Annotated in this window: 15 protein-coding genes and 2 tRNA genes; 7 read left to right on the forward strand and 10 right to left on the reverse strand. The window is 71.6% G+C overall.

The genetic code is table 11. The annotated features are described in order from the left end of the window. Positions 1 to 295: 295 nt before the first annotated feature. Entirely contained in the window at positions 296 to 1897 is a 1602-nt protein-coding gene (locus tag PV363_RS09085) for a diacylglycerol kinase family protein (RefSeq protein ID WP_301022167.1), read from the reverse strand. A gap of 43 nt (positions 1898 to 1940) precedes the next feature. Here PV363_RS09085 and serS point away from each other — a divergent pair, with 43 nt between their 5' ends. Both serS and PV363_RS09095 read left to right on the forward strand, forming a co-directional pair. Further along, positions 1941 to 3215 (forward strand): serine--tRNA ligase, encoded by a 1275-nt coding sequence (gene serS / locus PV363_RS09090; RefSeq protein WP_220342964.1) that lies wholly within the window; start codon positions 1941 to 1943, stop codon positions 3213 to 3215. Beyond that, on the forward strand, positions 3212 to 4030 hold the full coding sequence (locus PV363_RS09095) for an HAD family hydrolase (RefSeq protein WP_255560577.1): 819 nt from the start codon (positions 3212 to 3214) through the stop codon (positions 4028 to 4030). The genes serS and PV363_RS09095 overlap by 4 nt, the downstream gene beginning before the upstream one ends. A gap of 46 nt (positions 4031 to 4076) precedes the next feature. Here PV363_RS09095 and PV363_RS09100 read toward each other — a convergent pair whose 3' ends face one another. The 7 genes from PV363_RS09100 to PV363_RS09130 form a co-directional block, all read right to left on the reverse strand. Next, on the reverse strand, positions 4077 to 4682 hold the full coding sequence (locus tag PV363_RS09100; RefSeq protein ID WP_220342963.1) for a winged helix-turn-helix domain-containing protein: 606 nt from the start codon (positions 4680 to 4682) through the stop codon (positions 4077 to 4079). A 130-nt stretch (positions 4683 to 4812) separates the two neighbouring features. Next, positions 4813 to 5499: a WhiB family transcriptional regulator gene (locus PV363_RS09105; RefSeq protein ID WP_220342962.1), complete on the reverse strand. Its 687-nt coding sequence runs from the start codon at positions 5497 to 5499 to the stop codon at positions 4813 to 4815. Between the two features lie 75 nt (positions 5500 to 5574). After that, positions 5575 to 6144, reverse strand: a complete 570-nt coding sequence (locus PV363_RS09110; protein WP_220342960.1) for a bacterial proteasome activator family protein — start codon at positions 6142 to 6144, stop codon at positions 5575 to 5577. A gap of 14 nt (positions 6145 to 6158) precedes the next feature. Beyond that, positions 6159 to 7010 (reverse strand): galactose mutarotase, encoded by an 852-nt coding sequence (locus PV363_RS09115; RefSeq protein WP_220366511.1) that lies wholly within the window; start codon positions 7008 to 7010, stop codon positions 6159 to 6161. Continuing rightward, on the reverse strand, positions 7007 to 7984 hold the full coding sequence (locus PV363_RS09120; protein ID WP_301022168.1) for an NAD(P)H-quinone oxidoreductase: 978 nt from the start codon (positions 7982 to 7984) through the stop codon (positions 7007 to 7009). Before PV363_RS09120 ends, PV363_RS09115 begins: the two co-directional genes overlap by 4 nt. Positions 7985 to 8003: 19 nt before the next feature. Next, complete coding sequence (locus PV363_RS09125) at positions 8004 to 8240, reverse strand: DUF6457 domain-containing protein (protein WP_220342956.1); 237 nt, start codon at positions 8238 to 8240, stop codon at positions 8004 to 8006. Further along, the gene (locus PV363_RS09130; protein WP_220342955.1) at positions 8237 to 8833 is read right to left on the reverse strand and encodes a molybdenum cofactor guanylyltransferase; all 597 of its coding nucleotides are present in this window, start codon (positions 8831 to 8833) and stop codon (positions 8237 to 8239) included. Before PV363_RS09130 ends, PV363_RS09125 begins: the two co-directional genes overlap by 4 nt. Before the next feature lie 47 nt (positions 8834 to 8880). Here PV363_RS09130 and PV363_RS09135 point away from each other — a divergent pair, with 47 nt between their 5' ends. The 5 genes from PV363_RS09135 to PV363_RS09155 all read left to right on the forward strand — a co-directional run bounded on the left by PV363_RS09135 (position 8881) and on the right by PV363_RS09155 (position 11572). Further along, positions 8881 to 9720 (forward strand): carbon-nitrogen hydrolase family protein, encoded by an 840-nt coding sequence (locus PV363_RS09135; protein WP_220366513.1) that lies wholly within the window; start codon positions 8881 to 8883, stop codon positions 9718 to 9720. After that, complete coding sequence (locus tag PV363_RS09140) at positions 9717 to 10784, forward strand: hypothetical protein (RefSeq protein ID WP_220342950.1); 1068 nt, start codon at positions 9717 to 9719, stop codon at positions 10782 to 10784. Before PV363_RS09135 ends, PV363_RS09140 begins: the two co-directional genes overlap by 4 nt. Positions 10785 to 10854: 70 nt before the next feature. After that, a tRNA-Ser gene (locus PV363_RS09145) sits at positions 10855 to 10943 on the forward strand. 4 nt (positions 10944 to 10947) lie between these two features. Further along, on the forward strand, positions 10948 to 11427 hold the full coding sequence (locus PV363_RS09150; RefSeq protein WP_220342948.1) for a hypothetical protein: 480 nt from the start codon (positions 10948 to 10950) through the stop codon (positions 11425 to 11427). Between the two features lie 58 nt (positions 11428 to 11485). Next, positions 11486 to 11572 (forward strand) — tRNA-Ser (locus PV363_RS09155). On the opposite strand, the gene PV363_RS09160 is transcribed toward PV363_RS09155, so the two are convergent. Both PV363_RS09160 and PV363_RS09165 read right to left on the reverse strand, forming a co-directional pair. Continuing rightward, entirely contained in the window at positions 11554 to 12318 is a 765-nt protein-coding gene (locus PV363_RS09160) for an ABC transporter ATP-binding protein (protein WP_301022169.1), read from the reverse strand. The genes PV363_RS09155 and PV363_RS09160 overlap by 19 nt on opposite strands. Beyond that, positions 12315 to 14394: ABC transporter ATP-binding protein (locus PV363_RS09165; protein WP_301022170.1), on the reverse strand; the 2080-nt coding region annotated here is incomplete at its 5' end. The genes PV363_RS09165 and PV363_RS09160, both read right to left, overlap by 4 nt.

Here is a 14394-nt window from a genome sequence, read left to right on the forward strand (position 1 = left end):
GGCAGGTGTAGTTGAAGCTCTTGTTGAGGTTCTGGTCGGCGGCGTTCGCAGCCGGTGCACCGGCGATGACGAGGCCGCCGACTCCGGCTACCAGGGCGGCGCCCGTGGCCGCGGCCGCGAGCCGTGTGCGGCCCTTCGGCGCGGGGTGGGTCTGAGGCATGGTGAACTCCCTCCGAGGACGATGCGATCTGCATCACATGCGAAGTTGAGTTCAACAGTGAGTTACAGCGTGCGGAACCCATCGGTACCATCCGTTACCGGATCGTAATCTTTGGTCAACTGACCGGATTCCGACTCAGCGCGGCACGCGGACCAGCAGGACGCCGGGCTCCACGGTCGCGCACAGCTCGGTGTGCTCACCGATGGGATCGCCGTCGAGCTGCATGGCCGCGGGCCTGTCCGTACGGATGGTGACGGTGCGCCCCGTCATGCGGTCGAGGCGTTCGTCAGTGCGCTTGCCGCGGGCGAACAGGCGCAGCCCGACGGAGAGGAACGCGAACTTGTGTGGTGGCGAGATCGCCACCACATCGAGCACCCCGTCGTCGATCTGCGCGTCCGGCAGCAGGGGAAGGCCCCCTTGCAGGAAGCCGACGTTGCCGACGATCACGGTCAGGGCTCGGCGCCGTACGAACGCCCCGCCATCGACCGCGATCTGCACCCGTGTGGTGGGGAAGCGGAGCACCTGCGTGGCGCCCGATACGACGTAGGCCAACCAGCCGACCTTCTTCTTCAGCTGCTCGTTCGTGCCGGTCATGACCGCGGCGTCGAAGCCGACCCCCGCCATCACGAGGAAGGTGGTGCTGTCCTCCGACCCGTCGATCTGCAGGCGGACGACGTCGACCGCGCGGTCCTGACCGGTGAAGGCGTTGTCGATGGCGTCGACCAGGTGCAGGGGCAGCGAGAGGTTGCGTGCGAGAAGGTTGCCGGTGCCGAGCGGCACGATGCCCACGCCGATCCCGCTGCGCGCCAGCTCTCCGCAGGCCTCGCGGACCGTCCCGTCGCCCCCCGCGACGATCACCAGGTCCGCCTCGCCCTCGAGCGCCTCGACCGCCTGGGCGGCGCCAGGGTCGTCCACCGTCGTCTCGAAGAACACCGGCTCGGCCCAGCCGTGACGTGCAGCCGCCTCCGCCACCCGCTCGCGGAACGCCGCGACGTCGCCGACCTTGACCGGGTTGAGCACCACGCCGACCTGGCGTCGTCCGGTGCCCGAGACGCCGGGGTGCGACGGCTCCTCCACGGCGAACACGGGCCGCATCAGCAGCCACCACAGCGCGAGCGGGATCGCGGTCCCGAGGGCGAAGCCGGCCACCACGTCGGACAGGTAGTGGACACCCAGGAAGATGCGGTCCAGGCCGGCGGCGAGGCCGAGGAGGATCCAGATCGTGATGACGGCCTTGCGCAGCAGACCGCGACGCATCAGGAGCAGCGTCACGATCACCATGACCGTCGAGAACGTCGCGCCTGCGGTGGCGTGCCCGCTGGGGAACGAGTACGAGGTGAGCGTCTGGAAGGGGTCGTCGAAGGCCGGCCTCGACCGGTCCACGGTCCGCTTGATGACGTACACGGCGGTGAACTGGACCGCGATCGTCAGCGCGATCCACACCGCGAGGCGATAGGCCCTGCGCCACACCGCGACCAGGACGGTCAGCCCCATCACGATGCGCAGCGTCCACGGCCCGAGACCGTCGGCGACCCACAGCAGGGTGTCGATCAGCATCTCCCGGCCCGCGACCGCGTCGTGCGCGGCGTCGGCGACCGCCTGGTCGAGATCCAGCAGAGGAGCCCACTCCCACCAGACGGCGGCGGTGAGCCCGACGAAGACGGCGACCAGGAGGCCGACCAGCGCGGGCACGAGGACTGGGCGCGCCGGACGGGCGCGGCGGAGGTCGATCGGCACCCGATCAGGGTAGTCGTGTCCGGCCCGCCGATAGGCTTGGGGAATGATCGACGTTCGTACGCTCCGTGACAACCCTGACGAGATCCGCGCCGCCCAGCGCCGCCGTGGCGAGTCTGAGGCTGTCGTCGACGAGCTCATCGCGGCCGACGAGGCCCGTCGATCGGCGATCGGCCGGTACGAGGCGCTCCGTGCCGAGCAGAAGCAGCTCGGCAAGCAGGTTGCCCGCGCCACCGGTGACGAGAAGGCCGAGATCCTCGCTCGCACCCGGGAGCTCTCCGCCCAGGTCAAGGAGGCCGACGCCGCGTCCGGTGAGGCCGGTCGCCTCTTCGACACGCTGCTCGCGACGCTCCCCAACCTCGCCGCGCCGGAGTCGCCCCCCGGCGGCGAGGACGACTTCGTGGTCCGCGAGACCGTCGGGAAGCCGCGCGACTTCGCCGCCGAGGGCTTCACGCCGCTCGACCACATCGAGATCGGCAAGCGCCTCGGCGCCTTCGACATCGAGCGGGGCGCCAAGGTGAGCGGTGCCCGCTTCTACTTCCTCACCGGCATCGGCGCCCAGCTCGAGCTGGCTCTGGTCCAGATGGCGATGGACCGCGCGACGGCGTGGGGCTTCACTCCGATGATCCCGCCGGCGCTGGTGAAGCCGTCCGCCATGGAGGGGACCGGATTCCTCGGGCAGGCCGCCGACGACGTCTACCACCTCGAGAAGGACGACCTCTACCTCGTCGGCACGTCGGAGGTGCCGCTCGCGGCGTACCACTCCGACGAGATCCTCGACGCCGAGTCTTTGCCGCGCCGTTACGCCGGGTTCAGCCCGTGCTACCGCCGCGAGGCAGGCTCGTACGGCAAGGACACCCGGGGCATCTTCCGGGTGCACTGGTTCGACAAGGTGGAGATGTTCGTCTACGCGACACCCGAGGACTCCTACGCGGTCCACGAGGAGCTGCTGGCCCACGAGCAGGACTGGCTCAACGCGCTCGAGCTCCCGTACCGCGTGATCGACGTGGCGGCCGGCGACCTCGGTCTCTCGGCGATCCGCAAGTTCGACTGCGAGGCGTGGATCCCCACCCAAGGCAAGTACCGCGAGCTGACCTCCGCCTCCAACTGCACCAGCTTCCAGGCGCGCCGTCTCGGCATCCGCATGCGTGACGGCGAGCAGGTCACCCCGCTGGCGACTCTCAACGGCACGTTGATGGCGTCGACCCGGACGATCATCGCCCTCCTCGAAAACCACCAGCAGGCCGACGGGTCAGTCCGGGTCCCCGTGGCGCTGCAGCCCTACCTCGCAGGCCGAGAGATCTTGGAGCCGCTGTCTTGACGTTGACCTCGCACACCACCGACGGCGCCGCCACGACCTGGAGGCCACGCATCGTGGCCCTGGACGTGGACGGCACGATCGTCGACTACGACAACGAGATGACCGACGCCGTACGCCAGGCGGTCCGCGCGACCGCCGAGGCCGGGATGCACTGCGTGATCTCGACCGGCCGCTCCGTCTCCGGCGTCATGGACGCGGTCCAGAAGCTCGGGTTCACCGAGGGCCTCGCGGTCGCCAGCAACGGCTCCGTGGTGTTCTCCTACGATCCGATCACGATCCTCCACACCGTCACCTTCGACGCCGGCCCGGCCGTGCGCGCTCTGATGGCGGAGGTGCCGGAGGCCGCCGTGGCCGTGGAGAACGTGGGCGTCGGCTTCCGCATGAACAAGCCGTTCCCCGACGGGGAGCTGGGTGGCGAGATCGCTCACGAGCCGATCGAGGACCTCATCGCCGAGCCGGTCACCCGCGTGATCGTCCGCAGCCCCGACTCCTCGGCGGAGGAGTTCGCCGAGCTCGCGCACTCGTTGGGCCTGGAGGGTACGAACTACTACGTCGGTTACACGGCCTGGCTCGACCTGGCGCCGGAGGGCGTCTCCAAGGCGGCCGGTCTGGAGCACGTGTGCGCCGAGCTGGGTGTCGACCGCGCCGACGTGCTGGCGATCGGCGACGGCTCCAACGACGTCGAGATGCTCGAGTGGGCCGGCCGAGGCGTCGCGATGGGGCACGCTCCGCTGCACGTCCAGGCGGTGGCCGACGACGTCACCGAGACGGTCGAGAACGACGGCGTCGTGCGGGAGCTCGAGAAGTACCTCTGAGGTCCCGCTGGGCCGGCCGCCCCCGTGCGCGGCCGGCCACCGGGAATCAGGCGGTCAACGCACAGATCGGTGCGTGGCCGACGACCTCGTCGAACACGTCGAGCACCTCGTCGACACTGGGCGGTGCCGTGCGAGCGTGGCGCGCACCCGCTTGACGGGGCCGGCTCGAGGCCTGCCGAAGGTGCCGCTTGACGGTGGACAGCGAGCACCCGAGGCGCTCGGCGAGCTGGGCGAACGTGTCGCTCGGGTTGGCCCGCCGCGCCGCCAGGACCGCCTCGTGATCGACCGGTGAGCCCGCCGTACGGACGCCCGCGATGCGGTCGATGTCGGGATTGCCCACCGTGATGCCGAGACGGTTGCGGATCTCGTGGCGCTCCTGCGGCGAGGTGCAGGCCACGTACCCGGCAACCTCTCCGTCGACCACGGCCCGATAGAGGCACTGGACGAGGAGGGGGCAGGAGGCACATGCCTCGGCCGCCTTGTCATGAGCCGCCTGCCAGGCGTCCCACGACTCACCGGAGCTCGAGACGTCCTCGAGCGGGACGGAGAGCGTGTCGTAGACGTCGGCCATCGTCGCGCAGGGCGGGACGACGTCGAGCGATGCGTCGACCTGACGGCGGGTGGACGGGTTCTGAGTGGAGCCGGTGCGCATGATCTTTGCATCCCCTTCGAGCTACGAGATGCAAGGAGTCAAACAGGTGCGACAAAGCACGAATCAGCGCGCAAATACTCAACCGGCAGATGGGCGTTACTCAGCGGGAACCAGGTACGTGTTGCCTGCGTCACACCGTATCTGACGCGGGTGTCACCGTCGACCGGTGCGGCGACGGTGCCGAGTACCACTCACAGGCACCCCGCCGGGGCCGTCCCTGCCCGCTGGAGACGTGGCGCCTCCGCACGCGGCTCGCCACGACATGGGTGGGCGCGTTGCCGACGACCTCGTCGAAGACGTCGAGAACCGCGTCGACGCTCGGAACGGCCGTGCGAGACGGCCGGGCGCCCTCACTCGATGCCTCGCGCACGCGGCGCTTGACGGTGGAGACCGAGCAGCCGAGACGATCGGCGAGCTGGGCGAAGGTGTCGCTCGGGTACGCGCGCCGTGCCGCGAGGACGTCGTGGGGACCCGGCACCGAGTCTGTCGGACGCAGTCCGGCGAGCCGGTCGGTGTCCACAGCGCTCACCGTGATGCCGAGACGGCTGCGGATCTCGTGCCGCTCCTGCGGCAACGTGCAGGCGACGTAGCCCTCGACGTCCCCCTCGACGACCGCCCGATAGAGGCACGTGGCGAGCAGCGGGCAGGAGGCACAGGCCTCGGCCGCCTGGTCCCGAGCCCCATTCCAGGCGTGCCTCGACTCGCACGGATCCGCGAGCGTGTCGTAGACGTCTCGCATCGACACGCAGGGCGGCACGACATCGAGCGACGCGTCGAGTCGACCGCTGGTCCGGCTGTGACTGAAGCTGGTGCGCATGATCTGGCCTCCCCTTCGCGCGACGAAGAGGACAGTGAATCACCTGCTACAAGGTCTGGGCCAGCGAATAGATTCTCAGAGGTACATCCCCGGGCGGGGCTGCTGGCCCTCCTCGGGCTGCTGATAGCCCGGCATCCCGGGGCGCAGGCCCTGTGGCGAGGCGCCCGGAGCCCCCGGCAGCGCTCGTCGCATCTGCTGGAGCTGCGACTGAGCGGCGATCTGCTGGGCGTAGATCGCGGTCTGGATCCCGTGGAACAGCCCTTCGAGCCAGCCGACCAGCTGCGCCTGGGCGATCCGGAGCTCGTCTTCGGACGGCGTCTCCTTGTCGAACGGGAGACTCAGGCGCTCCAGCTCCTCCACCAGCTCCGGCGCGAGCCCGTCCTCGAGCTCCTTGATGGAGGTCTGGTGGATGTCCCGGAGCCGGACCCGACTGGCCACGTCCAGCGGCGCAGACTTCACCTCTTCGAGGAGCTGTCGGATCATGCTCCCGATCCGCATGACCTTCGCGGGTTGCTCGACGAGGTCGGTGACCGGGCGGTGACCGCCCTCGTCCTCGCTCTCGACGGGCTCGACCTCCTGGCCGTCGGGTCCGACGACACGGTGCTGGTCAGAGATTTCGGCGCGCTCGAACGGGTCTCCTGACATGCCGTCCACTGTAGTCACGGTCGGCGGATCGTCCAGGTGAGCACGTGTCTGCTCCCCGGCTGGAGGACGACGAGGTCGTGCCCGCTCCGGAAGGCGTTGGCGGGGCTGGAGCAGGGCTCGACCGCGAGCGATCCGCGGCCCTCGGGCGTGTAGGCCTGCAACCAGAGCACCCCGGGTCCGCACCGCACCTCCGTCCCGCCGACGCGGACCACGACCTCGCCGGTCTCGTCACGGCGCAGGTCGGTGTAGGCGTAGTCGAGAACCGTGCTCCCCAGCGGGCGGGTCGACCCGAAGTCGTACGGGCTGCCGGCCACCTCCTTCCGCCGCAGCGGCAGGTGGCGTACAGGGGTGGTCTCGAGATAGCTCTCGGCGGGGATCCACAGCGGCGTCTCGTCGCCCTCGTCCAGCACGAGGTACGGATGGAAGCCGCACCCGTACGGCGCCGCCACGTCACCGGCGTTGGTCGCGGTCAACGCGACGTTGAGACCGCCCGACGACAGCACGTAGTCGAGGTCGAGGCGCACAGTGAAGGGGAATCCCGCAGAGCGTGGCACCTCGACGGTGAGCCGCACGCTCTCTGGCGTCGCGGCGGCGACCGTCCACGCGATGTCGTGCACCAGCCCGTGCAGCGCGGTCGCAGCCTCGGGCTCGTTGATCGGGACCTCGTACGTGACGCCCTCGAACGTGTAGACCCCGTCCTCGAGGCGGTTCGGCCAGGGCGCCAGCACGGCGCCGCTGTACGCCGGGTGGCTGCCGTCCCCGTCCTGAGGCACCACGACGTCTCGGCCGTGCTGGCGCAGCGCCACCAGTCCACCCCCGTGCGTGGCCACCGTCGCCGACCACGCGCCGCACTCGAGCTCGATCACGGGGTGAGCACGACCTTGCCGATGTTGCCGGAGTCGTCGAGGACCCGGTGGGCGTCCTGGACGCGCTCCAGCGGGAGGACGTCGTGGATCACGGGACGGACGCTCTGGTCGACGAAGAGCGGCCACACGTTGTCGACCAGGCTCTGGACGATCTCGCCCTTCTGGGAGACCGGGCGTGCACGCAGCCCGTACGCACCGACCGTGGCGCGCTTGGCCAGGAGCGCACCGAGGTTGAGCTCGCCCTTGACCCCGCCCTGGAGGCCGATGACGACGAGCCGGCCGTCGCGGGCCAGCGCGGAGACGTTGCGGGGGAGATAGGCGGCACCCATGTTGTCGAGGATGACGTCGGCGCCGTGGCCCTCGGTGGCGGCACGGATGCCCTCCACGAAGTCGGCCTCCCGGTAGTTGATCGCCAGGTCGGCGCCGAGCTCGCGGCAGGCGGTGAGCTTGTCCTCAGAGCCGGCCGTGACGGCGATCCACGCCCCGAAGGCCTTGGCGAGCTGGATCGCCATCGTGCCGATCCCGGAGGCGCCACCGTGGACGAGCAGACGCTCGCCGGGCTGCAGGTCGGCCGTCATGAAGACGTTGGACCAGACGGTCGCCGCGACCTCCATGATCCCGCCGGCCTGGACCGGGTCCATGCCCTCGGGCAGGGGCGCGACCTGCTCCTGCGGGACGGCGACCTTCTCGGCGTACCCGCCTGCGGCGAGCAGGGCGACCACAGGATCACCGGTCCGCCAGCGGGTGACCCCGTCGCCGACGGAGTGCACGATGCCGGAGACCTCGAGCCCGAGCACGTCGCTGGCTCCCGGGGGCGGCGCGTAGTTCCCCTGCCGCTGGAGGACGTCGGCGCGGTTGACACCAGCCGCGACCACCTCCACCACGACCTCGCCAGGCCCCGCGACGGGATCCTCACGGTCGACCACGACCAACGCCTCGGGCCCTCCGGGCTCCTTCACGACCACGGCACGCATGACGTCACCGTACCGGTGGCTACTCCTCCCAGCGGGTCGCCAGGGCGGTCACCTGGTCCAGCGCGCGGTCGAGGTCCTCGGGGGTGCCCCCCGACGTGGCCGCGGCGTATCCGACCAGGAAGGCCGTCACCGGAGCGGCGCGACGCTCCACGCCGTGGGCCACGTCGCGGGCGGTCTCGAGGATGGCGTCCAGGTCGTAGTCCGGCTCGATCCCGAGCTCGACACAGACGGCGTCGGTCCAGTCCTGCAGGCTCATGGGTCCGACGTTATGTCCTCAGGGCGGTCGATGTCTCGCGCCTCCCGCCCCGACGACGCGATCTGACTCACCCGGAGCGGCTCGACGAGGGTCCGCATCGACACGTCGACCCAGTCCGGGCGGCGGGCGGACGCGCCCTCCAGGGCGTCACGGTGCCAGGCGCTGCACAGCTGCTGGGTGCGTCCGTCGTCGTCGACGAGCATCGCTCCCGCAAAGTCCCGGTCGGCAGCGATCGCGCCGAGGAGACGGTCGACGGTGCCGGCAGCGACGTAGGGAAGGTCGCCCGCGAGGAGCACGACGTACGGCGCCGCGCACCGACGGAGCCCGGCGGCGACGGCGTTCGCCGGCCCCGAGCCGGGGGGCTCCTCGCGCACCCACTCGACGTCGACCGCAGTGACCCGACGGGGACCGACGACGACCCGCCGCTCGGCCTCCGACACCGCGAGCAGCGCACGGTCGAGCAGAGGGACGCCCTCGACGAGGACGCCGAGCTTGTCGGAGCCGAAGCGCCTGGACGCGCCGCCCGCCAGCACGATCGCGTCGTAGGGCACGTCGTGTGGCGACCGCTCGGGCGAGCTCCTCGCGTCGGTCACGCACCTCACCCTGCCGGAGCCTGGGGGTCGGCTGCAAAGATGGACGTATGCAGGTCGCCCTCGTCCAGCTGAGCGCGACGACCGACGCCGCGACGAACCGCACGTTGGTCGACGACGTCCTCGGCACGCTCGGTCCGCACGACGGACTCGACCTCGTCGTCCTCCCCGAGGCGACGATGCACGACTTCGGTGACGGGTCCCTCGACCTGAGCGCGGTCGCGGAGCCGCTGGACGGGCCGTTCGCGGAGCTCCTGGCAGCGCACGCGCGCCGGCTGGGCGCGTACGTGGTCGGCGGAGGGTTCGAGGCGCGTCCAGCATCGGCGGGCGGCCCGGGTCTGCCGTACAACGTGCTCCTGGCCTTCGCCCCCGACGGCAGCCTCGCTGCCTCGTACCGCAAGATCCACCTCTACGACTCGTTCGGGTACGCCGAGTCCGAGCGCCTCGCCGCGGGCGAGATCGCGCCGGCCGTCCTCGAGGTCGCGGGTCGACGGGTCGGGTTGATGACCTGCTACGACCTCCGGTTCCCCGAGATGGCGCGGATGCTCGTCGACGCCGGCGCCGACGTGCTCTGCGTCCCCGCCGCCTGGGTGCGAGGTCCTCTCAAGGAGGACCACTGGACCACCCTGCTGCGCGCGCGGGCGATCGAGAACACCATCGACGTCGTGGCCGCCGACCAGTGCGGGAAGTACGTCGGCCTCAGCATGGTCGTCGACCCGCTCGGCGTGGTCGTCGCGTCCGCGGGCGAGGAGCCCACAGTCGTACGCGCGTCCCTCTCGACCGAGCGCCTCGAGGGCGCCCGCGCGACCAACCCGTCGCTCGCCAACCGCCGCATCGCCGCGCCGGTCTCGCCGACGGCCACCGACGGCCACCAGGGAGCGACGCCGTGAGCACCGCAGGAGGACGCCGCGCCGCACCGCGCCGCAGCGCCGACACCATCAGCTACATCCCGCCCGTGCGAGAGCCGCGCTTCAGCATGAAGGCGTTGCGCGCGGCGGGGGTCAGCGGACTCTTCCTCGCCTGGCTCGCGGGCTTCGCCGTCGCTCTCACCTCGGTGGCGGCCGTCGGGTTTCCCGACGGCTATGCCCGCTACGGGGCTGCGCTCCTCGCCGTCGTCTTCACCGCCGGGGTCGCCCGCCGCAGCGGGGGCCGCAGCGCTCTCTGGGCCACGCTCGTCGCCATCCTCAGCGCGATCGCCCTCCTCACCGAGTGGTCGTGGGCGATGGCAGCCGCCTCCGTCCTGACCGCGACCTTCGGCGCCGTGCTCGCCGTCCTGATGACCCGTCCGGCCGAGTCGGTGTCGGCGGTCGTCCGGGAGTACACGATCGCGCTCGTGGTCGCGACGAGCGCCGCGGTCGCCGTCGCCGCCTGGAACGCCCCGCTGGTCTACCAGCGCTACTACCTCCTGGTCCTCGGTGCCGCGCTCGCCGCCACGTTCGGCATCGTCTGGAGCCTCGGGGCCGGCCTCCACGGTCTGGGGCGCCGAGGCGTCGCGCTCATCGTCGGTGGCGCCGGACTGGTCGCGGTGCTGCTCGTCTACGGGACGATCGTCCGCTCGTACGGCTCTCCCGGGGTCGTCGAGGCGATCGACGACGCGGTGGTCTGGCTGCGCGAGACGATCGGCGGCGTGCCCCGGCCGACCGAGGTGCTGATCGGGTTCCCTGCCCTCGTCTGGGGGGTCAGCACCCGGTCCAACCGGCGCCAGGGCTGGTGGATGTGCGCGTTCGGCGTCGTCGGCACGGCCGTGATGGCGACGGCGCTCGGGTCCCCGAACGCCGACACGACCTACGTCGCGCTCTCCACGCTGTACTCCGCGATCCTCGGCCTCGGCCTCGGCCTCGCGATCCGCGCACTCGATCCCGGGTCGACGTCCCGCTCGGGCCGCCGGGCCGCACGCCGCGACGGCGACACCTTCGTCCGTCCCGAGCCACCTCGCTTCGCGGCGCTCAAGTAGGGATCCGCCGGTCGAGCCCGCCGCGCGCGGGTGCGACAATCGACTCGGCGTCGTGCGCGCACGGCGTCGAGGAGGGGTGCCGGAGTGGCCGATCGGAACCGCCTTGAAAGCGGTCGCTGGCAGCGATGTCAGCCGCGGGTTCGAATCCCGCCCCCTCTGCTCCATGAATGAGACGACGAGATCTTCCACGTACCGCCTCACGCTGTTCCTGGCGCTGAGGCTCTTCGGCATCCGCATGATGGTCGCCGCGGTCGGCGCCGTCGTCGCGGCCGTGCTCCTCACGATCGGCGGTGACGCCGCGATCTGGGGAGTCGTCGCCTCCGTCCTCGTCGGGCTGCTGGTCGTCGCGTCGCTGGCGGCGCTGCGGTGGCCGCCGCGCCTGCTCACGCTGACCCCCACGGGTTATCAGGTCCACCGTGTCCGCGGAGTCGGTGTGCGTCAGGCGCTGTGGAGCCAGGTCGAGCGTGTTGACGACAAGCCGTCGGCCGAGGGCACCCCGACGTTGGTCATCGGCCTCGAGCACGCGCGTACGACCGAGCTGCCGCTGATGCTGTTCGGTGCCCGCGCGCTGGAGGTCCAGCGTGAGATCAGGGCGCGGCTGGACAGCTCGCACGGATACCGCCCGCTGCCGCCCGCCGAGTGAGGCCCGCCCCCGACTGGTTCGGCCGACGCGTGACCTAGTAGCCTTGAGCGGCACCCTCGGAGGTGTCGCATAGTGGCCTAGTGCGCCCGCCTGCTAAGCGGGTTGAGGATAAAACCTCTCGCGGGTTCAAATCCCGCCACCTCCGCCGTCCGGAGCCGTGACCGGTCCCCGACCGGTCACGGCTTCGTCGTTGCCGGGCGCACCGACCGGGGCACCGACCACCGTCCCGCCGCGCAGCGTGAGAACCCGGTCGGCGCGCTCGACGAGCAGCGGGTCGTGGGTCGCGACGACCGCCGCGATCCCTCGCCGGTGCACCAGCTCGACGATCAGGTCCATGACGGAGGCAGCGGTACGGCTGTCGAGCTGGCCGGTGGGTTCGTCCGCGATGAGCAGAGCCGGCTCGGCGACCAGCGCCCGGGCGACCGCGACCCGCTGCTGCTGGCCTCCCGACAGCTCGTCCGGCCGCTGTCGGCCGTGGTCGGCCAGTCCGACGGCAGCCAGCGTCTCCTCGACGCGTCGTCCTCGCTCCGCCGCGTCGACCCTACGGATCCGCAGCGGGACCTCCACGTTCTCCACGGCGGTCAGGACGGGGAGCAGGCCGAAGGACTGGAAGACGAACCCCACCGCGTCCCTGCGCAGGCGAAGCAGCTCGTCCTCCGTCGCGGTCGCTGTGTCGGTGCCGACGAGCTCGACGCGCCCGGAGGTGGGACGGTCCAGGCCACCCAGCAGGTTGAGCAGGGTCGTCTTGCCCGAGCCCGAGGGACCGCGGACGACGACGAGCTCGCCGGGGCGCGCCTCGAGCGTCACGCCCTTGCAGGCGTGCACCTCGCCGGCAGGGGTCCAGAAGACCCGGCCGGCCGCGTCCGCGCGGACCGCGGGCTGCGCACTCATCGGGCACCCCCGTCGCCGTTCGTACGCGGTCCGCGGTCGTCGGCGCCCTCGGTGCCGTGACGCTCGCCCGGCCAGACACCCACGTGGTCGCTCTCGAGCGCGAGGCGGACCCGGTGCCGCAGGTCGAGCGCACGGGTGAACTCGTCGGGCAGCTGCAGACGCCCGACACGGTCGAGAACGGCGTACTCCTCAGCGATCACGGTGTCCTCCCCGCTCTCGTCGACGGATGCGCGTCGAAGGACCTCCGTCGACGTACGTCCGTCGCGGATCTGCACCGTCCGGCTCACGTGCTCGGTCACCGTCGCGTCGTGGGTGACGATCAGGACCGTCGTCCCTCGCTCCCGGCTCACGTCGTTCATCGCCCCGAGGACCTCCGCGCTCGCCGCGTCGTCGAGCTCGCCGGTCGGCTCGTCGGCCAGCAGGACGCGGCGGGGACCGACCAGAGCGCGGGCGATCGCCACGCGCTGCTGCTGGCCGCCCGAGAGAGCGGGGGGCCGGCGGTCGCGGCAGTCGGCGACGCCGAGGAGCTCGAGCAGCTCGTCGGCGAGCACCGCCCGCCGTCGTGAGGACTGACGCCCCACGGCTCCCACGAGCGAGACATTCTCGCCCGCGGTGAGGTACGGGAGGAGGTTGCGTGCGGTCTGCTGCCACACGAACCCGACACTGTTCCGTCGGAACCGGACGCGTTCGCTCCGCCCCATCGACAGCAGGTCGTGGTCCGCGACCACGGCGCGGCCCGCGGTGGGGACGTCGAGTCCGGAGAGGATCCCCAGCAGCGTGGACTTCCCGGAACCCGACGCACCGACCACGGCCACGACCGACCCGGCGTCGACGTGCAGGCTCAACCCTTGCAACGCCTGCACCTCGACGCCACGCGTGCTGAAGACGCGGACGAGGTCGGAGCACACGATCGCCCCGCCTGCCGCGGCTGTCTCGGCTGTGGTCACCTCAGATGCCTCTCCCATCATCCTGAGCGAGCTGGTCAGCTCCCTGCGCGCGGATCCTTCGGCGGCGAGGAGCGCCCCGGCGACGGTGACGAGCAGAGCGCCCACCGCGACGAGGGCCAACCAGAGCACCGGGAACGTCGTCGGCGGCCGCGCGTCGCCGCCGGTGACAGGGTGCAGGTCGATGGCGCCCAGGAGGAGCAGCGGCAGCACGACGCCCACTACCGCACCGACCGCTCCTGCGACGACGACGAGCAGACCGACCTCCCACAGGGGAAGCACCCGGGCGCGTCGCGCGGCGAGGCCGAGCGCGCGCACCACCGCGAGGTCACGCGTGCGGGAGGCGGCACCGGCCACCAGGGCCATGACGACCGTCACGCCCACGAGCAGGGCTGCCATCGCGGCAGCTACCCCGGCGACCACGTCGACACCAGCGACGACCGGGTTCTCCGCGAGGACCGTCTCCTCCCTGGCGGGCGTCGTGACCGTGGCGTCGGGGAACAGCCTCGCGGCCCGACGCGCGAGCGCGGGCGGTGGCGCGCCGGTCGTCGAGGAGAGAACGGAGAGGACCGGATCGTACTCGGGGCGCTCGTCGCCCAGGGCATCACGGTCGGCGAGGACCCAGAGCTGGTCGGGGACACCGGCCAGGCGCGCGGGCCCGACGGCCACGACGCGGGACGGGACACGGTCGACGGTGACGTCTCGCTCTCCCTCGAGGCTGTCGGCGAGCGCCTGGGACACGACGACCGGCACGCGACCGTCGATCGGAGCCGCCAGTCGATCGACACCCGGGACGGCCCCGGGCACGTCGCGCTGGACGTCCTCGAGCGCGAGGGCGTCGGTGAGAACGCGCGTCGCGTAGGCAGTCGTGCCCGACCGCACGCTCACGTCCGACCCGTCCGTCAAGGTCACCGAGGCCCGCACGTCGGCGAGACGCGAGAGCTCTGCCACCCTCTCCGGGTCGAGCGAGGATCCGGAGACCCGGAGGTCTGCACCGGCAGCCTCGGCTGCGGTCGCCGCGCGTCCAGCGTCGAGGGTGGCGACGGCGCACCCGGCGAAGGTCGCCGCACCGAGCGCGGCGACGAGGGAGACGACTGCAGCCGGCGAGACCCGGTCGTCTCGGGTGCGCGCG

Source organism: Mumia sp. (genome assembly GCF_028803055.1).
Classification (GTDB): Bacteria; Actinomycetota; Actinomycetes; order Propionibacteriales; family Nocardioidaceae; genus Mumia.